Below are 24,505 nucleotides of genomic sequence, written 5' to 3'. Positions count from 1 at the left end.
CTATTGCTGATCTGGCGGGATCAGTTCACCCGTAATTCGAATACCGGCCCCGTCGACACGGTATGTCTTGTTCATGAAAATGAGGATTGATGTCAGCGCCTCGGCTGCGGCGGAATTGACAAGCGCACCGCCATGAAGGCCGCGAAGCCCCATGGCATCGGCAAGGTCCACAATCCGCCCGCGCGCTTCCTTGTCATCGCTGAACACAAGGACGTCGCAGCCGACATCGACGTCCTGGGCGAGCTTGTGGGCTGCGACGTTATGGAATGCCGAGACCACAACAGCACTGGCACCGAGTGCGGCCTGCGCTCTCAATGCTGCCGATCCTTCCTCGGGCAACTGCACGCGCATGACCTTGGGCGGAACAAGCGGAACCGTGGTATCGACAACCAGCTTTCCTGCGACATGAGGCGCAATGTCGGCAAGCGTCGACTGCTGCGCGTTGAAGGGAACCGTGACGATCACGATATCGGCTCCAGCCGCGGCTTCGACATTGTTCGCGCCGCGAAGTCCATGGCCCAACCCCGATGCGACGTCTTGCGCACTTTGAGCACTTCGCGATCCGATCACGACCTCATAGCCCGCCCGGGCCAGCCGCCAGGCGATAGCCGCGCCAAGGTTTCCCGTTCCGCCAACGACGGCAATAGAGGGCTGCATCATGCCTGTACTCCGGTATCCGTCGCCGCAAAACGCAGCATGTCCGCATAAACGGCCGAGTGGGATGTGAAGCCGCCGTCGGCGACGATCGCTGCACCCGTGATGTAGCGGGATTGCTCGGAGGCGAGAAATGCAACCACTTCAGCGATGTCCTCAGGCCTACCCAGGTGGTCCACCAAGTTATGTTCGGTCATCAGCTTCTGCGCCGCCTCGGGCATGTTCCTATCAAGTGCCTCAGTCATGGCGAGGCCTACGACAACGACATTGGAACGAATGCCCTGCTTACCGTATTGAGTCGCAATGTAGCGCGATAGTCCCAGCAAGGCCGCCTTTGTCGTACCGTAGGCCGGATAATCGAGATCGCCGGCAAGCCCCTTGCCCGAACCTGTGAAAATGATGGAGCCGCCCCCGCTGGCTAGCAGAAGCGGAATGGTATGCTTGGCGCAAAGCATCGATCCGCGCAGGTTTATCGAGAACGTGCGGTCCCAGAAATCTGCGTCCATCGCAGCAATGAGGCCATCCTCCCGCAGTTCGCCGGTCTGCGCCGCATTGCTGTGAAGAATATCCAGCCTGCCGAACCGATCCGCGAGGCGCGCAACGCCCCCTGCGATCGCGTCTTCGCTCGTCACGTCCATGACAATCGGCAATGCCTGCCCACCGGCGGCGGCAATTTCCCCGGCAACCTGAAGCAACGGCGGCTCGTCGAGGCCAGCGACGGCGACCATGGCGCCGCGCTGGGCGAACATGCGGGCGGTAGCGCGCCCGATGCCGCTTCCGCCGCCGGTGACGAGCGCCACCTTATCGCGCAGCGGAAAGGAAAGATCGATCATAACGTCTCCATGCAATGGCCGTAACGGAGCGGCGGATCTTCATACAGGGTGGTTCGCTGGCGCACGGGCCGGTTGACGGAAGCGGCAAGCGCCCGCATTTGCATGGGCCCGAATTCCTGTCCGTTGACGCCGCCGGCAGCGCGGGTGATGGACTCGTCCATCAGTGTGCCACCCATATCGTTGGCACCTGCCTGCAGGATAGCAGCTGCGCCCTCAGGCCCCATCTTGACCCACGAGACCTGAATATTGGCAATTACCGGATGGAGGACGATCCGGGCAACGGCATGCATCAGCACAGCCTCGCGGTAGCTCGGCCCCGAACGGGCCAGCCCTTTTCGCCAGATCGGCGCTTCCATATGGACGAAGGGCAGCGGGACGAATTCGGTAAACCCGCCTGTTTCGCCCTGAAGCGATCGAATCGACAGGAGGTGGCGGGCCCAGTGACTATATCCCTCGACATGACCGAACATGATCGTGGCCGTGCTGCGCAGTCCCACGCTGTGGGCGACACGCATGACCTCGATCCACTCGTCCGCGGTAACCTTGTCCGGGCAGATGATGTCGCGGATTTCCGGATCGAGGATTTCGGCGGCGGTGCCGGGCAGCGTGGACAACCCTGCCGCTTTCAACCGTGCCAGAAAGTCTTCGAGCGGCAGTCCCAGCGTTCTTGCGCCGTGGGTCACCTCAAGCGGGGAGAAGGCATGGATATGAATATCGGGCGCCGCCTCCCGAACGGCACGAAGGACATCGAGATAGGTATTGCCGTCGTAATCCGGGTGGATACCGCCTTGCAGGCAGACTTCGGTGGCCCCGCGATCCCATGCTTCCACTGATCGCCGGCCAATCTCGGCGAAATCGAGCCGATAAGCCGGCCCGCGCATGGCTTTGGTACTGCCCTTGGAAAACGCGCAGAAGCCGCATTTGTAAAGGCAGATATTAGTGTAGTTGATGTTGCGATTGACCGCATAAGTCAGCGTTTCACCCACCACATCCCTACGAAGGCGATCGGCGAAGTTCACCACTGCTGTAAAGTCGGCTCCTTCAGCATCGAACATCGACACGATTTCCGCCTCGTTCGGCACGTGCCCGGCTTGCACGCTGTCAAGCAAGAGCGACATGTGCGAGGACATCTCGTGCGAGCGAACCGTTGTCTGCTCCGGCGCAGCATCGCCCCTGCCCGCGGCCCAATCGTCTACTTTAGGCAATCCGCGAGCATCGATTGCCCGCAGGACATGTGCCGCGACAACGGGCGCCGCCCATTGTCTGGCAGTTGCCGCGTACCGGGGCGCGATGGCAAGACGCTGGTGCAATGTCCGTCCGGCGGCAATGGTAGCGCGTTCGAGAACCTCGAGGTGCGGCCAGGGCGCCTCCGGATTGACATGGTCCGGGGTTACCGGGGAGACCCCTCCCCAATCATTGACGCCGGCGCGAACCAGCGCGGCAAGATTATCGCTCTCCTGAAGGTTCGGGGGAACCTGGATCGTCATCTCCGGGCCAAGGATGATACGAGCAGCCACAATAGCCCATAGATGGTCATCCAGTGTCGGCTCGGGAAAATCTACCATCCGGGTGCCTGGCTTGGCGCGGAAGTTCTGGATTATGACTTCCTGTATGTGCCCATATTGGCGATGCAAGTCGCGGATGGCGACGAGTGCATCGACCTGCTCGCTGCGCGTTTCGCCGATGCCAATCAACAAACCGGTCGTGAATGGGACCTTGGCAAGTCCTGCCTGAGCGATCGACTCAAGGCGTCGCATCGGCTCTTTATCGGGCGATCCGAAATGCGGCCCGCCCTTCTCGCACAGGCGCTGCGCACTGCTCTCAAGCATCAAGCCCATCGAGGCTGAGTGCGGACGCAACGAGACGTAGTCGGCAGCCTCCATCAGGCCGGGATTGAGGTGCGGAAGCAGCCCCGTTTCCTTGAGGACGAGGGCTGCCATTTCGCCAAGGTAGGAAAGGGTCGTCTCGTGCCCCAAACGGGTCAAGGCATCACGTGCTGCACCATAGCGCAATTCTGGTCTGTCCCCGAGCGTGAAAAGCGCCTCGCGGCATCCTGCGGCCACACCGGCCCGCGCTATCTCGAGGACGTCCTCCGCAGCCAGATAGGCTTTGTCGATCCGGCCCGGCGTAGTAGCGAAAGTACAATAGTGGCAAACATCGCGGCACAGCTTGGTCAGAGGGATGAAGACTTTGCGCGAATATGTCACGCGCGGACCATGAGCGGCGAGCGTCATCGCCTCCGCCGTGGCCATTAATTCGTCGAGGGAAGCCGAACTGAGAGCGGTGTAAACCCGATTTGCGTCATCGTGACTGAGGTGCATTTGGTCGAGCATCACAATAGTCTCCGTGATAGTTCGAGGCCGATTTCTACCGGTCGCTCAGGCCGCTCTGGAACGTGTATCTTGCCGATGCACCCCAAGGTCCGGAGCCGCCGGCACAAACAGACCGGCTCGGGACGGAGGGGATCGACACGCTCGCCGCCGAGTAGGCGAACCTTGACGTGATCGTCTGCACATCGCCCATTGTCAGGACAATGCTTCGCTCCCGCGCTTTAGCGTAAAACGCTGAATTGGAGGCAGATACATCGTGCAGGCAATCTTCGCGGCGGCGTGCGCCGACAATGATGTCACCCATCGCCGCACATTCCAATTGATGCGCGGAAGCGTTGTCATCCTGCGCCCACGCCGGGACGGCAAACGTCGTACCTGCCGACGATAGCGCCATTCTCGGCAAACGCGATTTCATCAACTCTCTCCCGCCGCCTGTCTCTTCGCAGGCCTTTCAAAGTATTCTGAAAGGCCGCTATTTACGGCCTTTCACCACCTATCTTCGGAGAGGGAACGATACAAAAGAGGGGAAAACTGTTCAGTTTTGACTGCCAGGCAGCTCCGACTCCGCCGATAGGCGGCCCTGCTAACGATGAGGGACATGTTCATTACCCGTTTTCAGATCGCGGTGCCCAAGCCCGGACGAGATCCGAGATAGCGGCCGAATGCCTTGTGGTGATGGCAGGGACGGTTCCCGCCAGACGGGGCGATGGCGCTGGCTGCGTTACACCGCCCAGGGTGACGAAAGTATTTCGGGCGTCGTTGTGAGGGCTCGTCGGAGCCTCGGCCATGCTCAGGACCGGTGTCACGCAGGCATCGGTCAACGCGAAGGTCTCCCCCCACTCGTCGCGCGTCCGCGTCCGGAAGGCCGCTTCGAAATCGGCCTCCATACGAGGCCACCCCGCCCGATCATCTTGATCGTATCCGCGTCCGGCAAGGCCCAAACCTTCGAGCATCTGGGCAAAGAACTTGGGTTCCAGACAGCCCACGGCCACGAATTTGCCGTCGGCACAAGCGTAGCATCGATAGAACGGCGCGCCGCCGTCAAGAAGATTGGATGCGGGTGCATCATGCCAAAGGCCCTTCGGCTCCCAAGCGTAGAACAGGCTCATGAGCGACGCGACGCCGTCCGTGATGCAAGCGTCAACCACTTGTCCCGCTCCTGTCTGCCGAGCCGAGATCAAGGCGCTCAACATTCCGAAGATGAGGAACATCGCGCCGCCGCCGTAATCACCGACGAGATTGAGAGGGACGGGGGGAGGCTCGCCGGTCTTGCCCATGGCGTGCAGCGCTCCTGTGATGGCGAGATAGTTGATGTCATGTCCCGCGCGCATGGCCATGGGCCCGCTCTGCCCCCAGCCGGTCATCCTCCCGAACACCAGGCTCGGGTTACGGGCAAGACAGACATCCGGTCCGACGCCCAGCCGCTCCATCACTCCTGGCCGATAGCCTTCGATCAGACCGTCTGCATGCTCGATGAGGTCGAGGAGACTGCTGCGATCCCTTTCGTTTTTAAGATCGAGATAGGTGACGGTTCGGCTACGATGAAGGATATCACCGCCCACGTCCTCCCAGTCACCGGGGCCAGCGGAGGGAGGCCGCGCAACCCGCACGATGTCCGCCCCCATGTCGGCCAGCAGCATCGCTGCCAGCGGCACCGGGCCGATCGCATCGATCTCGACGATACGTACGCCGACCAGCGGCCCCGAGCGCGCCTGCATCAGATATTCGTCCGGTCCGCGCCCTTCAGGTCAAGAATGGCACGGGCTTCGTCCGGACTTGCCACCTCCAGCCCCATGCCCTCGATGATCTGGCGCGCGGTGCGCACCTGCTCGGCATTGGTCTCTGCCAGACGCCCGGGGCCACCCCACAAAGAATCTTCCAATCCGACGCGCACGTTTCCTCCCATCGACGCTGCCATCGCGACGACACTCATCTGGCGGGCACCCGCGCCGAGCACAGACCACTCGTACTGATCGCCGAACAGCCGATCGGCGGTACGTTTCATGTGCATGATATCCTCGGGATGACTGCCGATCCCGCCCAGAATGCCAAAGCATGTCTGTATGAAGAGCGGCGCCTTCACCAGCCCCTGATCCAGGAAATACTTCAGGTTATAGAGATGACTGGTGTCGTAGCACTCGAACTCGAAACGCGTGCCGAAAGGGGAGAGCGTGCCGAGCAGATGCTCGATGTCCGCGTATGTGTTCTTGAAGACCAGGTCCCGCGATGCTTCCAGCGCCGCCGGCTCCCAAGCGTGCTTGAATTCCTTGAAGCGGTCCAGCATCGGGAACAGTCCAAAACCCATCGTGCCCATATTGAGACTGGCCACTTCCGGCGCGAAAGTCTGGGCGGGACGGATGCGTTCCTTCACCGTCATCGACGGATGTCCCCCGGTAGTCAGGTTCAGCACCGCATCGCTGCGCTGTCGGATGATCTTGAGGAACGGTTCGAAGAGCGTCGGATCCTGATCAGGGCGACCGTCGGTAGGATTGCGGGCGTGAAGGTGGATGATTGCCGCACCTGCTTCGGCCGCGCCAATCGCTGATTCCGCAATCTCGTCAGCTGTCACTGGAAGATAGGGAGACATCGATGGTGTGTGGATCGCTCCGGTAATTGCGCAACTGATGATGACTTTACGTTTGGCCATGATGATTCCTTTCCCGCAGCCGCTCGATGACAGCCGCCTCGCCGCCCGCAATCTATCCTTCGATAGGCAGCGAGGGGGGCGTCAGGGAAGGATTCCAAGTTGGCGGGCGCGCAGAACCGCCTGCGGGCGCCGGCGAACACCGAGCTTGTCGTAGATCTGCTGCATGTACCACTTGACCGTACCCTCGGTCAGTCCCAGCCGATCGCCGATTTCCCGGTTGCGGAGACCGCCGCTCACCATGGTGAGAATGTCCACCTCCCGGTTGGCAAGGCGTCCGGTCAGCCCGAAATCCTCGTCCTCGTCCTCGTCGGTCTCGATCTGCGGGCCATTCCGCATCAGGGAAACCAGGTGGACCGCAAACCGGTCTGCAGGTGTTTCGAGTTCGGGGCCGTGGGAATAGGCCTCCGTAAGAAGAGCCGAAATGACTTCGCCCTCGTCGATAAACGTGCGCACCCAGCCGGCAGGTTCCGCCATTTCCACCGCCGCGCGCACAGCGCGGCGAGCCTCGGAGCGATTGCCCTGTAGCACCGCGATTTCGGCAAGGAGCAATTCGAAGGTTACGGCCGAGCGAACGGCCCCGGCGCGCTTTACGAACTCCAGCCAGCGATGGGCCACCTTGCGCGCCCGGGTCAATCGGTGATGCTGCATTTCGATGCGCAACCAGGCGATCGCATTGCACTCGTTACGACGCGTCGGCCGCAGCGTCGGTATGGGCTCGCCGTCGATCTGCGGATCGCCGGCCAGGAAGTGCCGCTCGGCCTCCTCGATTTGGCCCGCCTTGACGAGCAGACGGACCTCTTCGGCAACAATGAAGGCGCGCATGCGATCAAGACCGCATTCTATCGCAACGAGATGCGCGTCATTGAGAGTGGCAAGCGCGCCGGACAGGTCGCCGCGCGCGGCGCGAAGGCGAGCATCGACGAGGTAACCGGAGGCCATCTGGTCGGCAAATCCCCACTGTCGCACGACGGGCAAGTGCCGTTCAACCAGGTCAGCCGCACGATCCAAATCGCCGGCGTCGTAAAGAAGCTCCGCAAGCGGGAGTGCTGGCAAGGCAGCCAGCCCCGAGCCCTCGCCATGTAACCCTTTCGCAAGCGTAAAGGCTTCTTCGAGGAAGCGCTGGGCAAGAGGCGTCTTGCCTTGTGCCATCAATGTCGGGGCAACGGAGGCCTTGAGCGCGATCGAGGCAAAATCCGAACCCGGTCGGGAAAGCGCTCGCCGCGTTTCCGCTTCCAGCTTAAGCATGTCCTGAAAGTGATAGAGTTCGCGCCGCGCCGACATGAGCTGGGCAAGCAACGTACAGCTGAGATAGGCATGGCTTTCGGCCATCTCGACCAAAAGGGGCTCCGCGTCCGCTTCAACCTTGATCATGTCGTCGCGCGCGGAAGCCAGCATGACCAGGCGATGACGGATCATCAGATCGATCTGATCCGCATCGTGCGCAGAGACCCTTCCCTCGGCCACCTGGGTCTCGAGTATAGCGCGCGCTGCGTCGATAAACCGCTGGGCGGCGGCGAAAGACAATTGCCGAATGCGCCGCCATGCCAGAGCCAACAACAGATAAGGGTGCCGGGCCAGTTCCGCCCATGGCAAGGCGGAGCCCAACTCGTCGATGCGGTAGAGATAGCCGGTATAAGTCAGCTGTTCCGCCAATTGGTCGAGCTGGCGGGCCAGAAATGCCTGATCGCCGCTCAGTCGCGCATGCTCGATGGCCAGGACGGCCTGACCGTTGGCGGCGAAGTAGTCGCTGGCACGGCAATGCATCAGGGCCGCCCGTGCGGGCGCCCTGTCCATCAGGCGTCCAAGGACCATCTCACGAAACAGGCGGTGATAGGCGTATCGACTGTGTTCCTGATCGATAGCGTTCAGGAAGAGCCCCTGGCGAAACACATGGTCAAGCATCGCGCGCGAATCTTCGTCGCCGGTGACCGCGGCGCAGGCTGAAGGGGTCAGTTCATCCAGGATCGACGTATCGACAAGGAAGCGGCGAACGTCCTCTGGCTGACGGCTGAGCACCTCTTCATGGAAGTATTCCGCAAATTCCGGGCGCAAGCCCGTCAACCTGGGACTGCCGGCCCCCTGTTTGCCGCGGCGATACAAGTCGCAGGCGATCACAACGCCGGATACCCAGCCTTGCGTGTCCCGCACGATATCCTGAAGATCCTTGGAGTCGATCGGCGTTCCGATGCTCTGGGTTACCAGCTGAGCCGCTTCCGCGATTGTGAGTGAGAGATCGGCATTTCCCACTTCATTGAGGAAGCCCAATGCGCGCATACGCGCCAGCGGAAGCCCGATCGCGCCGCGGGCAGAAACGATGATGCACAGGGCATCCCGAGCTGTCGCCGATAGCTGCGCGATAAAATCGAGAGCGGCTTGATCGAGCAGATGGGCATCGTCAATGACAAGGACGGGCCGCGGGTCGACCGTCACCGATAACGCATCGAGCCAGTGCGTATCGTCGCCATCCAGGGTAAGTCGCTCCCAAGGAAGGCCGGCCGCAACGCCTGCTGCCTTGAGGGCTGCGAGGAAAGAAGCCTTGTTGAAGATTCCCGCACGTGTCGCCACCCAAAGGAGCGGGTGGCCTTGCGCGCGTAGCAGGTCCGCCCAGTAGAGCATCGAGGTGGTCTTTCCGCTTCCAGCGGGCGCCGACACCATCGTCAATCGGGAATCGCGGACCTTGGCCGTCAGGTCTCTCATGGCAGCGCGCTCAATCAATGTCGGCGTTATCCGATGCGGCAAAGCGCTCGTCGGAATGACTTTCATGGCTCTCTCCTGGACATGCCTTGTGGCAATTTGTTTTTTGATCCGAAATATATTCTGACGTGTGAAATCCTAAACGCAATCCTTTTTCCTATCCGCAGATAGGTCCTCGCGAGCCGAAGATATTGTCCTGCTCCGGATGGCCGGAAATTTTCGTAAATTGCCGTCTTTACACCCGAAACAAGCAGGCCACCCGAAGCTGCCGGGGCCAAAATCTAGGAAAGGTTGACCATGAAGGCCCTGTATCTCGAAAAAGCCGAGGGACCTGAATCTACCCGCGTTACCGACGTCGAAACGCCGGAACCCGGTCCCGGTGAAGTTCGAGTCGCACTCAAAGCCGCCTCGATCAACCACCGAGAACTGTTCATTTCTCACGGACAATATCCCGGCATGGTGATGCCGGTAACGCTGGGCTGCGACGGCGCAGGCATTGTCGACAAGGTCGGCGCCGACGTTAGCGGAGTGGATGTGGGCTCAGAAGTCGTTCTCTATCCGGCCCGCAATTGGGGCCCCAATCGCCATGCGCCCGCTGCGGACTTCGGTTTGCTGGGCATGCCATTTGCCGGGACGATCGCCGAATACATCTGTATCCCAGCCGAGAACCTGGCTCCCAAACCTTCGTTCATGAGCTTTGAGGAAGCCGGCGCGATGCCGCTCACCGCGCTGACATCGTGGCGGGCGTTGATGTTCAAGGGCCGGCTTCAGGCCGGAGAAACTGTGCTGATCAGCGGGGTCGGCGGCGGAGTCGCCACGTTCGGCCTCGCATTCGCCGTCGCCAAGGGAGCGAACGTCTATGTGACCGGTGAGAACCAGGAAGTCCTCGACCGGGCGATCGAGATGGGTGCCAAGGGCGGCCTGCTCTATACCGATCCGGATTGGCGAAAGCAGGTCGGCAAACTGACCGGCGGGGTTGACGTAGTTCTCGACGGTGCGCCGTCCCCCAGCTTTGCCAACTATGTCCGCACCATCAACCCGGGCGCGCGCATAGTCATCTACGGATCGACCGCCGGGAACGAGGTCAAGTTCAATGCGACGGATATCTTCCTCAAGAGCGCCAGCATCGTCGGCAGCCAGGTCGGCGATCCGCAAGACTTCCGGGAAATGCTAGCGTTCGCCGGCGAGCATCGGATCAAGCCGGTCATAGAGGCTGCGTACCCTCTGGCACAGGCGAAGGAGGCTCTTCTCCACCTTCGCGACCAGCACAAGTTCGGCAAAGTCGTGGTGACGATGTGAGCGACCTGTTCAGCCTCCACGGCAAGAGAGCCCTCGTCACCGGCGGCGCACAGGGGTTGGGGCGAATGATCGCTGAAGGCCTTCTGCGCGCAGGCGCCAGCGTGGCAATCACCTCGCGCAAGGCCGATGTGTGCGAGACCGCCGCCGCGCAAATGTCGCGCCTCGGGTCATGCCTGCCGCTTGCCGCAGACCTGTCTACGCCGGAAGCTGCGGTGGAGCTTGCAGCAGGGTATCGCAGCGCGCTGGGCCGATGCGACATTCTGGTCAACAACGCCGGCAAGACCTGGGGCGGCCCTATAGATACCTTTCCCGACCAGGCCTGGCCAAGCGTGATGGCAGTCAATGTGCAGACGCCTTTCACTCTTGTGCGCGAACTCCTTCCCGAACTGGTCGCGGCGGGCACGGCCGATGATCCATCGCGGGTCATCAACATCGGTTCGGTGGCAGGCATGAAGGCCGAACGGCTCAATGCCTACAGTTACGCTGCCAGTAAGGCGGCGGTCCACATGATGACGCGGGATCTCGCCTGCGACCTTGCCGACCGGAACATCACGGTCAATGCCGTGATACCGGGCTTCTTCCCAACCAAAATGACCGCTCACATGCGCGACGAAGATGCAGTCGACCCGAAACTGCTCAGCCATATCCCGCTGCGCAGGCTGGGCCGCGCCGACGACATCGCCGGAATCGTAGTGTTCCTTTGCTCGCGGGCAGGAGCCTATGTTACTGGCGCGCAAATCCCGGTCGATGGCGGCGTAGTCGGCTGCGGGTGATCTTGGTGTCGGCAGAGGGACGAGCGTCCAGCCAGGCTCATCCCTGATGCTGTATCCTCCGAGGACCTCATTCCTCTGGCAGCGGCAAAACTTGAGCGAGGGAGGATATAGGTCCTCCCTCGCTCCACAGGTCAGAGCTGCCAGCCGCCCCCCGCGACTATGACCTGACCTGTGATGTAGTCGGCCTCCGGCATGCACAGGAGATAGACGGCTCCTGCTGCTTCTTCCGGAGTGCCTGCGCGCCCGAGGGGAATTCCTTTCTCCATGGCCTCAAGGATCTCGTCGCTGACCCCGGCCTTGATCTTCTTGCCCTTGATATCGATGGTCGAACTGCCAGCCTCGCCGGCTGTCATACGCGTCATGATCGCGCCGAAGGCGACGGCATTGACCGTGGTGTTGTATCTCCCCCACTCCTTCATCACAGTCTTCGTGAGGCCGACAATTCCAGCCTTGCCGGCAGCATAACCGGCCTGGCCCGGGTTTCCGCCGAGACCCGAAACTGAGGAAATGTTTACGACCGTCCTTCGTTTGGCGCGCCCGTACTGTTCGATCTCTGCCTTGGCTGCTGACGATATGATCGGCTGGGCGGCTCGAAGAATCCGGAAAGGTGCGCTCAAGTGGACATCGAGCATCGCGATCCATTGCTCGTCGCTGGTCTTCTGAAGCACCGAATCCCAGGCATAGCCGGCATTGTTGATGATGATATCGATCGTTCCGAAAGCCGCCACTGCCGCAGCCACGAAGGTATCGCCAAAGGTCGGATCGGTCACATCGCCAACGCAAATGACGGCGCGAACCCCAAGTTCCTCGATCTCGGCCGCGGTGGCGCGGGCCACGTCTTCATCAAGGTCATTGACCACGACATTTGCGCCCGCGCTAGCCAATTTGAGCGCGATTGCCTTGCCGATGCCCCGCCCTGATCCCGAAACCAGAGCGACCTTACCATCCAGTATTTTCACGTGACCTCTTCCCGTTCTGTTACAAATCCCCGAACGCAGGCACTGCCTGCATCGAGCACCACCACGCCGCGTTCTCTCACAGACGCGCGAAAGCGAATCTCATCTCCATCGCGCCAGATCTCGGTCCGAATGGTTTCACCGGGGAACACAGGCGCGGTGAAACGGACATGCATGCGTGTCAGCAACGACGCGTCGCCGTCGCAGCACAAATGGATCAATGCGCGGCCAACGAGGCCCATGGTCGCCAGTCCGTGGAGGATCGGGCGCTCGAAACCCGCCGCCGCCGCCGTTCCGGCATCGATGTGCAACGGATTGCGATCGCCGGTCAGCCGGTAGAGCATTGCCTGGTTAGCAGCCGTAGGCAGGTCAAGCACTGCATCCGGCGGGAAATCGGGACATTGCCCATTCGCAAGCGGAACGAGAGAACGGTCTCCCCCGAAACCACCTTCGCCCCGTAGGACCCAGATTTCCTCTGCCTCCGCAATCAGCTGGTCTGTCGGCGTCGTCAGTATCCGCTTCGCCCGAACGAGAGCGGGCTTGCCCGGTCCCTTGTCGGCGACCTCTCCGATCTCGATCCGGCCATGAATGACCTGGCCCAGTTGCAACGGTCGATGCAGACGCAAGCTCTGCTCGCCGTGCAGAATTCGCGGCCAGTCCCACCCGAGTTCCGCAGCCATCGGCCAGAACCCCGGCGTGCCAAGCACAAGCGCCATGGTCGGCAAAACGGTTAGGTCACGCTCAAAGAGGAAGCGGCTCTCATCGATGGCGGCGAGCCCCGCTCCCACGCCCAGGGCGTAGAGGATGGCGGAACGCGGATCGCAAACGTCCTGCGCGGTCGGGACCTGGTAACCGCGCATGCGCTCAAGGTTCAGCATAGCGAGTTTCCCTTAGGTCAGGTCAGCTTGCGCTCGTCGAGCCCGAGCCCGCGCCCGATTATCTCGCGCATGATCTCGCTGGTGCCGGCGAATATGCGGCTGACGCGTGCATCGGTGTACATCCGGCTGATCCGGTACTCGTCCATGTACCCTGCCCCGCCGTGGAGCTGGACGCATTCGTCCATCACCCGGCCCTCCAGTTCGCTCGTGAGCAACTTGGCAGCGGAGGCATCTTCGGCAGTGAGTTCGCCTGCGTTGAGCAGGATCACGCATTGATCCACGTACGTCTGGATCGCATCGAGCTCCGCGCGCATGGAAGCCATCTTGAAGCGCGTATTCTGAAACGCGCCGATCGGCTTTCCGAAGGCCTTGCGCTCTTTCACGTAGTCCAGCGTAAGGTCGAAGGCAGTCTGGGCAGTGGCCATGAAACCGATCGCTGCCACGAGGCGCTCCTGTGCCAGGAAGCGCGCAAGATACTTGAAGCCCTGCGTCGGATCGCCCAGCACGTTTTGCTTGGGCACTTTGACATCGCTGAAGAACAGCTCAGCGGTATCCTGCGCCTTCATGCCCATCTTGGCGAGCTTGCGCCCGCGCTCGAAGCCTTCGAAGCCGCGCTCCACCACAAACAGGCCAAGCCCATGGCGGCTGGCCGGATCGGTCCGTGCCGCGACAACAACCAGATCGCCCAAAATCCCGTTGGAAATGTATGTCTTGGCGCCGTTGAGCACCCAGTGATCGTCACGCTCGACCGCGCTCGTGCGCATTCCTGCAAGGTCGCTGCCCGTAGATGGTTCGGTCATCGCCACGGCAAGAATAGTCTCGCCGCTGACGATGCCGGGCATCCATCGCTCCTTTTGCTCCTGCGTGCCGAGCTTGGCGATGTAGGGCGCGACCAAATCGTTATGGAGATTGATGTAGAAGCCTATGTCGCCGTGGCGCATATTCTCCTCAATGATGATCTGCTCGAAACGAAAATCGTCGATTCCCGCACCCCCGTACCGTTCCTCGGCCCAGGTGCAAAGCAATCCCTGCTCGCCTGCCTTGAGGTAAAGATCGCGATCGACCATGCCCTGTTCGCGAAAGCGTTCGGCATGGGCGCCGACGTTGGCGCTCATGAACTTGACGACGCTGTCGCGAAACTGCTCGTGCTCCGGCTCGAAGATCAGGCGCTTCATGCTGGCATGGGCTCCTTGGCCTCGTCGGCGCTTTCGGCAGTGTAGAAGGTCTCGCCGCGCGATGCCTTCTCACGCAGCCACGCGGAAGGCAGGAAACGGGGCCCATATCGCTGGGCAAGGATATCCGCTTCCCCGACGAACGAGCCGATGCCGATCGTATCGATGTAGCTGATCGTTCCGCCGGTCCACGTCGGGAAACCCCACCCATAGATCGCGCCGAGATCGGCGTCCTGCGGTGTTTCCAACACGCCCTCTTCCAGGCAGCGCGCAGTCTCCATCGCCTGGGCAAATAGAAAGCGCTTCTTGAGTTCCTCGATGTCCCAACTGTCATTGACAGGGAAGTGCTCGGCGAGCCCCTTCCACAAGTGCTTCTTGCCGCCTTCAGGGTAGTCGTAGAAGGCTCCTCCGGTCTTGCGGCTGGAGCGTCCGATCTCGTCCTTCATCTTGCGCATGACGGCAACTCCGGCCGGCGGAGTATAGCCCTCGCCCTCTTCCGCGATCGCCTGGTCGACGATCTTGAGCGGCAGATCCAGCGTGAGTTCGTCCAGCAGCGCGAGCGGACCGACCGGCATGCCAACTGCCTTGGCGGCATTCTCGATCACTGCCGGTGGCACGCCTTCCGCCAGCATGGCCGCACCTTCGTGGATCAGCATCTGGAACACGCGGCTGGTATAAAAGCCGCGGCTGTCATTGACGACAATCGGCGTCTTGCGGAGCTGCGCGATGAAATCGAGACCCTTGGCCAGCGTTTCCTTGCTGGTCTGCTTGCCCATGATGACCTCGACCAGGCCCATTCGATCGACCGGCGAGAAGAAATGCAGACCGATGAACTGATCCGGGCTTCTCGAAGCCAGCGCCAACTGCGAAATCGGAAGGGTCGACGTGTTAGAAGCAAAAATAGCTTCGGGCGGCAGCACAGCCTCTGCCTTCTTCGTGGTCTCCGCCTTGATCGCGGTATCCTCGAACACGGCTTCGACGACCAGATCGCAGCCCTGGAGCATGCCGAAATCGTCGGTCGGGACAATGCGGGCAAGAACCGCATCGGCCTTGTCCCGCGTCACCTTGCCTTTTTCGACCAGCTTACCGAGTACCTTGGCTGAATAGTCCTTGCCCTTTTGCGCCGTCGGCACATCGCGGTCGATCAAGACGACGTCGATGCCGGCATTGGCCGCAACGTAGGCAATTCCTGCACCCATCATCCCCGCGCCCAGCACGCCGACCTTTCGCGCTTCGAACCTGGGATAGCCTGCGGGGCGGCGAGCGCCCTTTTCTGCTGCCAGCTTCGAGATGAAGGTCGTGCGAATGATGTTGCGGGCGACCGGATCGGTGAGCAGCTTAGCAAAGTATTTGCCCTCTACTGCGAGCGCCTTGTCGAACGGCAACTGCAATGCCTGAAACAGCGAATTGAGAATTGCGAGCGGAGCCGGCTGATTATAGCCGCTCTTTGCCAGGCCTCCCGTCGCCATCATGTACGCGGCGGAATCTTCCGGTACCGTAAGCCCTTTCTTCTGAGGCGGAACCCAGCCCTTGACGTCCCACGGCTTGACAGGGTCGGGCCCGCTCGCCAGCCACGCCCGGGCGGTATCGAGAAGATCCGCTTCGGGAACCACCTGATCCACGATGCCCGTTTTGAGCGCTTCGGCAGGCGCGACGGCGCGGCCGGTCAGAAGCAGGTCGAGCGCCGTTTTCATGCCGGCGATGATACCGAGCCGAACCGTGCCTCCAGATCCGGGAAGGAGACCGACAGTAACTTCGGGCAGGCCGACAGTGGCCTTTGCATCATCGACGAGGATGCGATGATGGCAGGCCAGCGCAAGTTCGAAACCTCCGCCCAGCGCCAAACCGTTGATCACTGCAACCCACGGCTTACCCGACTGCTCGATCGCGCGGTGCATGTCGGTCGCCCGCTTCGAGAACGCATAGGCCTCGAGCGGTGTGAGCGTATCGAAGCCATTGACCAGCTGCTTGAGATCCGCGCCGGCCATGAACGACTTCTTGCCCGAGGTCAGGATAACGCCCTTGATGGCGTCGTCCTGCGCGATCTGCCTGGTGGCCTGCGTCATGTCCGCAATGAAGCCGTCGTTGACGACGTTCATCGGACCTTCGGCATCGAGAGTCAGGATCGCGAAGCCGTCTTCGGCCTTCTCCAGTCGCATTGTCTTCATGGGTGTGTCCCGATCTTTTTCTAGGAATGGAGCAGCGTTCAGACGCGCTCGATGATAGCGGCGGTCCCAAGACCATTGGCCGCGCACAGCGTGATGAGGCCTGTTTCGGCGTCGCGGCGTTCCAATTCGTCGAGCACGGTGCCGAGGATCATCGCGCCGGTGGCGCCGAGCGGATGTCCCATGGCGATCGCCCCGCCGTTCACGTTGATCCGGTCGTCGGGAATGTCCATGTCGCGCTGAAAGCGCATAACTACGCTGGCGAAGGCCTCGTTGAGCTCCCAGAGGTCGATGTCCTTGGGCATCATTCCTCCGGCCCGCAAAGCCTTGCGCGAGACCTCCGCAGGGGCCGTCAGCATGATCGTCGGTTCAGAACCGATATTGGCATAGGAACGGACGCGCCCGCGGGGTTTGAGGCCCGCTTTCTCACCGAACGCCCGTGAGCCGACCAGGACGAGCCCGGAACCGTCGACAATACCGGAGCTGTTGCCGCCGTGATGGACATAGTCGAGGTCCTCGATCTCGGGGTACCGGGCTTTCGCGACAGCTTCGAAACCGGCTTTCCCGAAGCCTTCGAATGCGGGCTTGAGCTTTGCCAGGCTCTCCAGCGTGGTGCCCGGACGCATGTGCTCGTCATGATCGAGCACGACCTCGCCCAGCACGTCCTTCACCGACACGATGGAATTTCGAAAATAGCCGTTTTCCCAGGCTCGGGCCGCCTTGCGCTGGCTCTCGACCGCGAAACGGTCGACATCCTCGCGGGTGTAGCCGTCGAGCGTCGCGATGATGTCCGCGCCGATGCCCTGCGGCGCATAATAGTTGCCGAATGCAACTGCCGGGTCCGACGTCCAGGCACCGGAATCATAGCCCATGACCGTTCGGCTCATGGATTCAACGCCGCCCCCGATGCCGGCCTGGATCATGCCGGAATGGACCTGGGCCGCGATGAGACTGACAGCATCGAGGCCAGTCGCGCAAAATCGGTGAATCTGCTGGCCAGCCACCGATTGCGCATAGCCGGCTTGAAGAACCGCCGCGCGCGCCAGGACACCGCCCTGCTCGCCGACCGGCTGCGCCATGCCAATGATAACGTCATCGAGCAAGGCGGTGTCGAGTGCGTTGCGCTCCTGCAAGGCCTTGAGCAGCTGTGTCGCCATTTCGACCGAAGTGATCTCATGCAGCGCGCCATCGGGCCGGCCCTTGCCGCGCGGCGTGCGAACATGATCGTAGATATAGGCTTCCATCGTCATTTCCCGGCCAGTGATCGGTGTTTTCGTGATCCTGCTCTTGGGTCTGGCCAGCCTGTCCGCACCTATCCAACGAAAGGCGCAGGATCGCGGGTTCGCTGCAATCTCGCACTCATCGCGCAGGGACGAACTTTGAGGACGAGCTTTTGTGAGCATGACGGGTGAAGACGACGCCGCAATTCGCATCACCGCGACGACGTTGGGTGATCACCTCTTGGCGGGGTGGGACAAGGGCAAGGACAGGGAGGCGCTGGTTTTCCCGGGCGAACGCAAGAGTTATGACGAAGTCGTGGCCAGTGTTCTGCGCCGCGCGAGGGGGCTAAGGGCGCTCGGGATTCGACGGGGCGACCATGTCGGCATCTTGCTGCCGTCCAGCATCGAATTCGTCGAAACGCTTTTCGCAAATGCGATGTGCGGTGCCGTCTCGGTTCTCATGAATGCCCGCTACAAGGCACCAGAGATGGCGTACGTGTCGGAGAACGCCGACCTTGCAGCCATCGTCACAAACGATCTTGTCTCTGAACACGTCGACTTCGGTGCGCGGCTTTACGAGGCATTTGCAGACCTGGCGAGTGCCGACAATCCTGCTCGCCTGTCACTTGCCGCGGCACCGAAGCTTTCCCGCATCATCATGCTTGGCGGTCGTTCGGTTCCCGGCTTCATCGACCAGGCGATGTTCGATGAAGCCGCCGAACAGGTCAGCGAAGACGAGATCCATGCGGCGCGCCTCACTGTTCGCGTGCGTGATACCGCGATGATTCTGTACACCTCCGGCACTTCGGCCAATCCCAAGGGCTGTCTGCTAAGCCATGAAGCCGTGACGCGCGAGGCGAACAACCTGGCGCACTATCGCTGGGCCTTCCAGCCCGGCGAGCGAGCATGGTCGCCGCTGCCGCTTTTCCATATCGCCGCAATGCTCTGCATGCTCGGCGCGATGGAGGTTGGGGGTACCTTCATTGGACAGCCGCATTTCGACGCCGGAGAAAGCCTGCGCCAGATCGAGCAGGAGCGCGTGACGATGATGTTCCTGCCCTTCGTCACATTCCATCAGGCAATGATCGCGCACCCCGATTGGGAAACGTCAGATCTTTCCTCGGTCAGGCTCCAGAACAGCTGCTTTGCCTTCATGCCCGACCGGGTCGGTCAGGCGTACCGGGAGAAGGCTCCCGGTATGTTGCAGGTGGGGACCATGGGCATGACGGAGGCTACAGGAATCGTGACCACCGGCGGCTACGGGATGGAGCCGGAAATGGGCTTCAGAAAGCTCGGTTATCCGCTCGCCGGCATCGAAATGAAAATCATCGACCCTGAGACAGGCTTGGAGAAAGCCGTCGACGAACGGGGCGAGATATTGATCCGCGGTTACAATCTGTTCGACGGATACTACAAAGATCCTGAGAAGACGGCCCAGGCGCTGGACAGCGAGGGCTGGTATCACAGCGCCGACATCGGCTCGATCGATGCGCACGGCCATGTGATGTTCCACGGCCGGTTCAAGGACATGCTCAAGGTGGGCGGCGAGAACGTCGCGGCGGCAGAAGTCGAAGCGGTCCTGGCCGCGCATCCGGCTGTTCGTCTTGCCCAGGTCGTTGGCCTGCCGGACGAGCGGCTGGCCGAAATCCCGGCAGCCTACATCGAGCGAGACGGCGACGTGATCGTCGAGCCGGAGGAATTGATCGCCTTTACCAAGGCGCGCCTTGCCTCGTTCAAGGTGCCCCGGCACATCCGTTTCATCGACGAATGGCCGATGTCGGCATCGAAGATACAGAAGTTCAAGCTGCGCAGCGCGTTGATGGACGAGCTTGGTCTCAAGGACTGATCAGGCGCTGCGCGCAAAGGGAGAATGGAATGCGTGTGGTCATTACTGGTGCAGCCAGCGGCATCGGCCGCGCCTGCGCTGAACTACTGGCGGCAGGACAAGTTTTGCCCGGCGTGCACTCAATGCTCCTCGCCGACAGGGACGAGGCCAATCTTGGAGCGGTGACGGGCAAAATTGGGGGGGCGACAGGGGGCTTCGTCGTTGACCTTGCCGAGCCCGACAGCGGCGATCGCATCGTCGAGGCTGCACTCGCCCACATGGGCGGTATCGATGCAGTCATCAGCAATGCGGGCATCATCATGGGCGGCACTCTTGTCGACCAGCCGCTTGCCGACTTCGACCGGATCTTCGCGATAAACACTCGCTCTACCTGGCTGCTAGCAAAGGCCGCGCATCCTCACCTGCGAGCCAGCAAAGGTGCCTTCATTGCAACGGGCTCGATGTCGGGCACCCAGCCTACGCCGGGGCTCGGATTTTATTCATGCAGCAAGGCGGCGCTTTTGATGCTGATCCGGCAACTCTGCATTGAATGGGGTCCCGATGGCATCCGTTGCAATACCGTCTCTCCCGGCCCTACCTACACGCCGATGACGGCCGCCGGCTACGGTGACAAGACGCGCCGGGAAGAGCGGGAAGCCAGTATACCTTTGCGTAAACTCGGCGTGGCCGAGGATGTCGCCAACGCCATCCTGTTCCTCGCCAGTCCGCAGGCCAGCCACATCAGCGGTATCGATGTGCTTGTCGACGGGGGCATGAGCAACATGCTGATGCCGGCCAGCGGGGGCGGCACGGGCCAGCAAAGGCAACGCTGAAATGGTGTCAGGCGGCCTTGTCATCCAGGAAACGCAGGCTCGCCTCACCCGCCGGGTCGCCCTGCCCATCGATCAGAAGCCTGGCTGTTGCCTCGAGATGGCTCCTGAGGAGAGCGACGGCCCGATCCGCGTCCCTGGCAAGCGTGGCTTCGACGATCTCGGCATGCTCATGCACCAGATCCCGCTCGCCGGTTGCGAGCGGAACGGTGAGGTAGCGATATCGTTCGGATTGAGCGTAGAGCCATTCGCGCATGCGCAGCAACCATGGGCTGTCGCAAGCATCGACGAGGGCATGATGGAAGTCGCCATGGGCCTCGGCGTAGTCCTCATTGAGCCGCTCCGGCATGGCGGGATCGCGTGTCGGCGTCTTGCTGAGACGGTGGGCAGCACTCACGATCGTCGATTCCCAATCGAGGCCGCCGCGTTCGATGGCGCGGCGAAGGCACTGTCCCTCGATGTCACTCCTCACCATGACGAGGTCGGTCAGATCGGCGATGGAAATCGGCGCTGCCCGAAAGCCTCGCGCATCGTCAAGCACGACGAACCCTTCAGACGTCAGGCGCGACAAGGCCTCTCGGACTGCACCGAGACTGAACCCCAGGTTGTCCGACACGTCTTTGATGTTGATCCGCTCCCCCGGCACAAGGCGGCAGGTCAGGAGATTGTCCCGCAGCCGGCGATAGGCCTGCTCGGTGAGGCTGAGCTTTTTTGTCATCCCAGTCCCCATAGCAGCAACGAAATGCAAGGTAAACGCTAGAGGTATATCTTAGCACTTAGAATATATTTTAGATTGACGAGCCGACCGAGCCACCCCACGGTGCCCGAGTTTGGAAAAGGATCGAATCATGCGCTTGGCAAAAGTTTCGAAGGACGGTCGCATCGGCGTTGCGGTGGACACTGGCTCCGGCATCAAGGCGATTTTCGGCGACGCGGCACTCTACGATCTGGACGACCTTGTCGCTCAGGGCGGCGAAGCGCTCGCAAAGGCGGGCGGCAAAGTCCTGGCCCAGGGAGAGAGCGTCGCGCAAGACGACCTTGAATTCCTGCCTCCGCTTATCAAGGCGCCGAAAATCCTGTGCCTTGGTCTCAACTACAAGGATCACGCTGCCGAAGGCGGCTTTCAGGTTCCGGAATTCCCGACAGTTTTCGGACGGTTCAATTCGAGCCTGATCGGCCACGGCGCGCCAATCATCAAGCCGGCCACATCGGACCAGCTCGATTACGAGGCTGAAATGGTCGCAATCGTCGGCAAGGGCGGAAAGAACATCGGAAAGGAAGACGCGCTGTCCCACATCGTCGCTTACTCGGTGTTCAATGACGGCTCCGTGCGCGACTATCAGCTCAAGACGCCGCAATGGACCGTGGGCAAGAATTTCGACGATACCGGTGCCTTCGGCCCATGGCTGGTCACGGCCGATGAACTGCCTGCGGGCGGCGCTGGGCTCAAGATCGAGACCAGGCTGAACGGGCAGGTCGTTCAGAGCGCCAATACCTCCGACATGGTCTTCGATGTTGTCGATACGGTGTCCTTGCTTTCCACATGCTTCACGCTGGAAGCAGGCGACGTGCTGGTCATGGGCACGCCGTCGGGCATCGGACTTGCCCGCAATCCCCCGCTCTTCATGAAGGACGGGGACGTATGCGAAGTGGAGATCGAAAAAATCGGCTTGCTGGTCAATCCCATCAAGGCAGCGTGATTTCGGGCCGAGCGATGCGCCAGAACATCGCTCGGCCGCCATGGAGGACAGGATGAACGAGAAAAGCATCGCCAGTCGCCGCGCCAATGTGCTTGGTGTACATTCGATCGATCACTTTGCGGTGGAAGTGCCCGACCTCGACGAGGCACGACGCTTCTACACGCTCTTCGGTCTGGACGTGCGCGAGGCGGATGGCGGGCTCGAACTCTATGCACAGGGTCATCCGCACAGGTGGGCAGTGCTCAGCCAGGCAGGCGATGCCAAGCGACTGCGTTATCTCAGCTTCGGGATATTCGCGGATGAGGAGGAGACGTTTCGCGGCCACCTCGAGCGCGCCGGTGTCGAATTCATCGCGGCTCCTGACAACGCAGAAGCCAAGGGTATCTGGTTCAGAGGGTTCGACGGCCTTCCTGTCAACGTCCGCGTTGCGGAGAAGGCGACGCCTGCCGAAAAAAGCCGCTTCAGCTTCACAAGTTCAGAACCCGGCAAGTCCGGCGCAATTCCCAACAGCAAGGCACCCAAGGTCCACCCCCGCCGTCTTTCGCACTTTGCGATCTTCACCACCGACGTGAACGCCGCGATCGACTTTTATGAGCGGACGCTTGGCCTGCGGCTCTCCGACAAGAGCGAGCCCGCTGTTGCCTTTCTCCATGGTGTCCATGGGAGCGATCACCACTTGCTCGCACTCGTGCTCTCCGACCGCCGCGGTATGCATCACAACAGCTGGGACGTGGGTTCCGTCATGGAAGTGGGTCTCGGCGGCGCAAGCATGGCGCGCGCCGGCTATGGACCCAACTGGGGCCTCGGCCAGCATGTGCTGGGCGCGAACTACTTCTACTACGTGCGCGATCCCTGGGGCAGCTTCAGCGAGTATTCCGCGGACATCGATTTCATTCCTGCGGATGTGGACTGGCCCTCGGCCAACCACGCCCCTGACGACAGCATGTTCCTATGGGGACCCGACCCGTTCCCCGAATTTATCCAGAACACCGAACCAGCGGAGGCCTGATTGCCATGACCACATTCGTTCTTCTTCACGGCGGCGGCATGGGCGGCTGGACCTGGAAATACGTCCGGGAAATTCTCGAAGCGCAAGGGCACACGGTCTACACACCGACCTTCACCGGCTTTGGCGAGCGCAGCCATCTCATCGGCCGCGATGTGGGCAACGAGACCCACGTGCGCGACATCGTCAACGTGTTCAAATTCGAGGATCTGAATGACGTCGTGCTGGTAGCGCACAGCTATGCCGGCACCGTGGCGCCGGGTATCATAGCAGAGGTGGGCGACCGCATCGCCAGCATCATCTACCTCGACGCCATCATCGCCCATTCGGGCGAGCGCATCGCCTCGCTGATGGGTTATGTACCCGAAGAACAAGTCGCACAGCTCGATGCATTGCTTGAAGCCGGCGAGGGACCGATCGGCTCGGGCGTCGACGAGATGCAGCGTGCGGCCGCCAAGGAGCATCCGCACCTCATGGATCCCGCACGGGAAAAGTGGCTGCTCGACAACCTTTCTGACCAGCCGATGAAGGCGACAGCGGGCGCCATCGCCAAGGGCAGCGAAACCATCGCAAGACCGGTGGACTATATCGCCGCCGCCGTCACCGTGATGACGGCGATGCACGAGCGCGCGCGCGCGCTCGGTTGGAACATTCACGAACATCCAGGCGACCATGCTCTGCTGGTGGGCGATCCCGAAGGTACCACCGGCCTGATCCTCAAAATCGCCGGATTGAAGGTGGACGCATGAACCCCGCAGAACTGTTCTCGGTGAAGGACCGCATCGCCGTCGTGACGGGCGGCTCCGGCGGCATCGGGCGCCATATAGCGACTGGCTTCGCCGCCGCCGGCGCCAAAGTTTATATCTGCGCGCGGACCGAGGCCAAAGTGCTCGATACCGCCCGGGAAATCAGCACCTCGACCGGGGGTCAGTGCATCGGGCTAACCGCTGATGTCTCATCCCTGGAGGGAGTGGACGCTCTCGTCGCCCGCGTGAGTGAAGCCGAGAAAGCGCTTCATATCCTGGTCAACAATGCCGGTGCGATGGCCGAGGCTCCTATCGACGATTACAGCGAGCAGGATTGGGACCAGGTCATAGATCTCAACCTGAAGGCACCGTTCTTCCTGCTTCAGAAATTTCTCCCTCTTCTGCGTGCCGGCGGGACAAAGGAACGGCCGGCATCCCTCATCAACATCGGCTCGGTAGGCGCTCTCAAGGTCGGTCCCAAGGAGAACTACGCCTACCAGGCATCCAAAGGTGCGATCCACTGGCTGGCAAAGGGTCTCGCGAAACGACTGGGCCGCGACCACATCACGGCCAATGTCATCGCGCCCGGCTTCTTCGAGACGGAGATGACCGTCATCACGTCCGACGAGATGAGAAAAATGGTCGAAGGCATGGTGCCGCGCGGGCGCACCGGTACTGCGGAAGACCTGGCGGGCGCTGCCATCTATCTGGCCTCTCGTGCCGGAGCCTACGTGACAGGATCGGTCATTCCGGTCGAAGGTGGATTGTCGATCTGAT

21 protein-coding genes are annotated in these 24,505 nt (G+C 61.5%); 8 read left to right on the top strand and 13 right to left on the bottom strand.

Annotated elements, in window-relative coordinates:
• The 7 genes from npdG to ACZ1JC_RS06785 form a co-directional block, all read right to left on the bottom strand.
• Entirely contained in the window at positions 1-660 is a 660-nt protein-coding gene (gene npdG / locus ACZ1JC_RS06815; RefSeq protein ID WP_465138694.1) for an NADPH-dependent F420 reductase, read from the bottom strand.
• Positions 657-1,487 (bottom strand): SDR family NAD(P)-dependent oxidoreductase, encoded by an 831-nt coding sequence (locus ACZ1JC_RS06810; RefSeq protein ID WP_465138695.1) that lies wholly within the window; start codon positions 1,485-1,487, stop codon positions 657-659. Before ACZ1JC_RS06810 ends, npdG begins: the two co-directional genes overlap by 4 nt.
• Complete coding sequence (cofH, locus tag ACZ1JC_RS06805; RefSeq protein ID WP_465138696.1) at positions 1,484-3,820, bottom strand: 5-amino-6-(D-ribitylamino)uracil--L-tyrosine 4-hydroxyphenyl transferase CofH; 2,337 nt, start codon at positions 3,818-3,820, stop codon at positions 1,484-1,486. The genes ACZ1JC_RS06810 and cofH overlap by 4 nt, the downstream gene beginning before the upstream one ends.
• A 34-nt stretch (positions 3,821-3,854) precedes the next feature.
• Entirely contained in the window at positions 3,855-4,232 is a 378-nt protein-coding gene (locus ACZ1JC_RS06800; RefSeq protein WP_465138697.1) for a hypothetical protein, read from the bottom strand.
• Positions 4,233-4,422: 190 nt separating this feature from the next.
• Positions 4,423-5,535, bottom strand: a complete 1,113-nt coding sequence (locus tag ACZ1JC_RS06795; protein WP_465138698.1) for a CaiB/BaiF CoA transferase family protein — start codon at positions 5,533-5,535, stop codon at positions 4,423-4,425.
• Complete coding sequence (gene kce, locus ACZ1JC_RS06790) at positions 5,535-6,464, bottom strand: 3,5-dioxohexanoate:acetyl-CoA acetone transferase (RefSeq protein ID WP_465138699.1); 930 nt, start codon at positions 6,462-6,464, stop codon at positions 5,535-5,537. The genes ACZ1JC_RS06795 and kce overlap by 1 nt, the downstream gene beginning before the upstream one ends.
• A gap of 81 nt (positions 6,465-6,545) precedes the next feature.
• Complete coding sequence (locus ACZ1JC_RS06785) at positions 6,546-9,227, bottom strand: LuxR C-terminal-related transcriptional regulator (protein WP_465138700.1); 2,682 nt, start codon at positions 9,225-9,227, stop codon at positions 6,546-6,548.
• Positions 9,228-9,455: 228 nt separating this feature from the next.
• Between ACZ1JC_RS06785 and ACZ1JC_RS06780 the strand changes: the two genes are divergently transcribed.
• Together ACZ1JC_RS06780 and ACZ1JC_RS06775 are read left to right on the top strand one after the other, a co-directional pair.
• On the top strand, positions 9,456-10,457 hold the full coding sequence (locus ACZ1JC_RS06780; protein WP_465140274.1) for a zinc-binding dehydrogenase: 1,002 nt from the start codon (positions 9,456-9,458) through the stop codon (positions 10,455-10,457).
• Positions 10,454-11,230 (top strand): SDR family oxidoreductase, encoded by a 777-nt coding sequence (locus tag ACZ1JC_RS06775; RefSeq protein ID WP_465138701.1) that lies wholly within the window; start codon positions 10,454-10,456, stop codon positions 11,228-11,230. The genes ACZ1JC_RS06780 and ACZ1JC_RS06775 overlap by 4 nt, the downstream gene beginning before the upstream one ends.
• A gap of 131 nt (positions 11,231-11,361) precedes the next feature.
• Here the strand turns inward: ACZ1JC_RS06775 and ACZ1JC_RS06770 are convergent, their stop codons facing one another.
• Genes ACZ1JC_RS06770 through ACZ1JC_RS06750 form a run of 5 tightly spaced genes read right to left on the bottom strand, consistent with a single transcriptional unit; the run spans position 11,362 to position 17,645 of the window.
• Positions 11,362-12,189, bottom strand: coding sequence for an SDR family NAD(P)-dependent oxidoreductase (locus ACZ1JC_RS06770; protein ID WP_465138702.1), 828 nt, complete (start codon positions 12,187-12,189; stop codon positions 11,362-11,364).
• Complete coding sequence (locus ACZ1JC_RS06765; RefSeq protein ID WP_465138703.1) at positions 12,186-13,064, bottom strand: MaoC family dehydratase; 879 nt, start codon at positions 13,062-13,064, stop codon at positions 12,186-12,188. The genes ACZ1JC_RS06770 and ACZ1JC_RS06765 overlap by 4 nt, the downstream gene beginning before the upstream one ends.
• A gap of 17 nt (positions 13,065-13,081) precedes the next feature.
• Complete coding sequence (locus tag ACZ1JC_RS06760) at positions 13,082-14,239, bottom strand: acyl-CoA dehydrogenase family protein (protein ID WP_465138704.1); 1,158 nt, start codon at positions 14,237-14,239, stop codon at positions 13,082-13,084.
• A complete protein-coding gene (locus ACZ1JC_RS06755) occupies positions 14,236-16,395 on the bottom strand; it encodes a 3-hydroxyacyl-CoA dehydrogenase NAD-binding domain-containing protein (RefSeq protein ID WP_465140275.1) in 2,160 nt (719 codons plus the stop codon). The genes ACZ1JC_RS06760 and ACZ1JC_RS06755 overlap by 4 nt, the downstream gene beginning before the upstream one ends.
• A gap of 47 nt (positions 16,396-16,442) precedes the next feature.
• Positions 16,443-17,645, bottom strand: coding sequence for an acetyl-CoA C-acetyltransferase (locus ACZ1JC_RS06750; protein WP_465138705.1), 1,203 nt, complete (start codon positions 17,643-17,645; stop codon positions 16,443-16,445).
• A gap of 157 nt (positions 17,646-17,802) precedes the next feature.
• Here ACZ1JC_RS06750 and ACZ1JC_RS06745 point away from each other — a divergent pair, with 157 nt between their 5' ends.
• Together ACZ1JC_RS06745 and ACZ1JC_RS06740 are read left to right on the top strand one after the other, a co-directional pair.
• Positions 17,803-19,467 carry a class I adenylate-forming enzyme family protein gene (locus ACZ1JC_RS06745; protein ID WP_465138706.1) on the top strand — a complete coding sequence of 555 codons (1,665 nt, stop codon included), beginning with the start codon at positions 17,803-17,805 and terminating at the stop codon, positions 19,465-19,467.
• Positions 19,468-19,496: 29 nt separating this feature from the next.
• The gene (locus ACZ1JC_RS06740; protein ID WP_465148496.1) at positions 19,497-20,279 is read left to right on the top strand and encodes an SDR family NAD(P)-dependent oxidoreductase; all 783 of its coding nucleotides are present in this window, start codon (positions 19,497-19,499) and stop codon (positions 20,277-20,279) included.
• 7 nt (positions 20,280-20,286) lie between these two features.
• Here the strand turns inward: ACZ1JC_RS06740 and ACZ1JC_RS06735 are convergent, their stop codons facing one another.
• Positions 20,287-20,994 carry a GntR family transcriptional regulator gene (locus ACZ1JC_RS06735; RefSeq protein ID WP_465138708.1) on the bottom strand — a complete coding sequence of 236 codons (708 nt, stop codon included), beginning with the start codon at positions 20,992-20,994 and terminating at the stop codon, positions 20,287-20,289.
• A gap of 130 nt (positions 20,995-21,124) precedes the next feature.
• Here ACZ1JC_RS06735 and ACZ1JC_RS06730 point away from each other — a divergent pair, with 130 nt between their 5' ends.
• The 4 genes from ACZ1JC_RS06730 to ACZ1JC_RS06715 are packed head-to-tail and all read left to right on the top strand — an operon-like array spanning position 21,125 to position 24,504.
• A complete protein-coding gene (locus tag ACZ1JC_RS06730; RefSeq protein ID WP_133085045.1) occupies positions 21,125-21,976 on the top strand; it encodes a fumarylacetoacetate hydrolase family protein in 852 nt (283 codons plus the stop codon).
• 52 nt (positions 21,977-22,028) lie between these two features.
• Positions 22,029-22,985 (top strand): VOC family protein, encoded by a 957-nt coding sequence (locus tag ACZ1JC_RS06725; protein WP_465138709.1) that lies wholly within the window; start codon positions 22,029-22,031, stop codon positions 22,983-22,985.
• Positions 22,986-22,990: 5 nt separating this feature from the next.
• Positions 22,991-23,731: an alpha/beta fold hydrolase gene (locus ACZ1JC_RS06720; protein WP_465138710.1), complete on the top strand. Its 741-nt coding sequence runs from the start codon at positions 22,991-22,993 to the stop codon at positions 23,729-23,731.
• Positions 23,728-24,504 carry an SDR family oxidoreductase gene (locus ACZ1JC_RS06715; RefSeq protein WP_465138711.1) on the top strand — a complete coding sequence of 259 codons (777 nt, stop codon included), beginning with the start codon at positions 23,728-23,730 and terminating at the stop codon, positions 24,502-24,504. Before ACZ1JC_RS06720 ends, ACZ1JC_RS06715 begins: the two co-directional genes overlap by 4 nt.
• Position 24,505: the final 1 nt, after the last annotated feature.

Source organism: Sphingomonas sp. BL-S-28 (genome assembly GCF_055521515.1).
This window is presented reverse-complemented; position numbering and strand designations above follow the sequence as displayed.

Bases quoted from the DNA above. Each gene is read 5' to 3' on its own strand.
- ACZ1JC_RS06785 (WP_465138700.1), bottom strand. From the start codon at position 9,227: ATGAAAGTCATTCCGACGAGCGCTTTGCCGCATCGGATAACGCCGACA.
- ACZ1JC_RS06765 (WP_465138703.1), bottom strand. From the start codon at position 13,064: ATGCTGAACCTTGAGCGCATGCGCGGTTACCAGGTCCCGACCGCGCAG.
- ACZ1JC_RS06720 (WP_465138710.1), top strand. From the start codon at position 22,991: ATGACCACATTCGTTCTTCTTCACGGCGGCGGCATGGGCGGCTGGACC.
- ACZ1JC_RS06795 (WP_465138698.1), bottom strand. From the start codon at position 5,535: ATGCAGGCGCGCTCGGGGCCGCTGGTCGGCGTACGTATCGTCGAGATC.
- ACZ1JC_RS06800 (WP_465138697.1), bottom strand. From the start codon at position 4,232: ATGAAATCGCGTTTGCCGAGAATGGCGCTATCGTCGGCAGGTACGACG.
- ACZ1JC_RS06745 (WP_465138706.1), top strand. From the start codon at position 17,803: ATGACGGGTGAAGACGACGCCGCAATTCGCATCACCGCGACGACGTTG.
- ACZ1JC_RS06740 (WP_465148496.1), top strand. From the start codon at position 19,497: ATGCGTGTGGTCATTACTGGTGCAGCCAGCGGCATCGGCCGCGCCTGC.
- ACZ1JC_RS06780 (WP_465140274.1), top strand. From the start codon at position 9,456: ATGAAGGCCCTGTATCTCGAAAAAGCCGAGGGACCTGAATCTACCCGC.
- kce (WP_465138699.1), bottom strand. From the start codon at position 6,464: ATGGCCAAACGTAAAGTCATCATCAGTTGCGCAATTACCGGAGCGATC.
- npdG (WP_465138694.1), bottom strand. From the start codon at position 660: ATGATGCAGCCCTCTATTGCCGTCGTTGGCGGAACGGGAAACCTTGGC.
- ACZ1JC_RS06810 (WP_465138695.1), bottom strand. From the start codon at position 1,487: ATGATCGATCTTTCCTTTCCGCTGCGCGATAAGGTGGCGCTCGTCACC.
- ACZ1JC_RS06730 (WP_133085045.1), top strand. From the start codon at position 21,125: ATGCGCTTGGCAAAAGTTTCGAAGGACGGTCGCATCGGCGTTGCGGTG.
- cofH (WP_465138696.1), bottom strand. From the start codon at position 3,820: ATGCTCGACCAAATGCACCTCAGTCACGATGACGCAAATCGGGTTTAC.
- ACZ1JC_RS06715 (WP_465138711.1), top strand. From the start codon at position 23,728: ATGAACCCCGCAGAACTGTTCTCGGTGAAGGACCGCATCGCCGTCGTG.
- ACZ1JC_RS06750 (WP_465138705.1), bottom strand. From the start codon at position 17,645: ATGGAAGCCTATATCTACGATCATGTTCGCACGCCGCGCGGCAAGGGC.
- ACZ1JC_RS06725 (WP_465138709.1), top strand. From the start codon at position 22,029: ATGAACGAGAAAAGCATCGCCAGTCGCCGCGCCAATGTGCTTGGTGTA.
- ACZ1JC_RS06760 (WP_465138704.1), bottom strand. From the start codon at position 14,239: ATGAAGCGCCTGATCTTCGAGCCGGAGCACGAGCAGTTTCGCGACAGC.
- ACZ1JC_RS06735 (WP_465138708.1), bottom strand. From the start codon at position 20,994: ATGACAAAAAAGCTCAGCCTCACCGAGCAGGCCTATCGCCGGCTGCGG.
- ACZ1JC_RS06755 (WP_465140275.1), bottom strand. From the start codon at position 16,395: ATGCGACTGGAGAAGGCCGAAGACGGCTTCGCGATCCTGACTCTCGAT.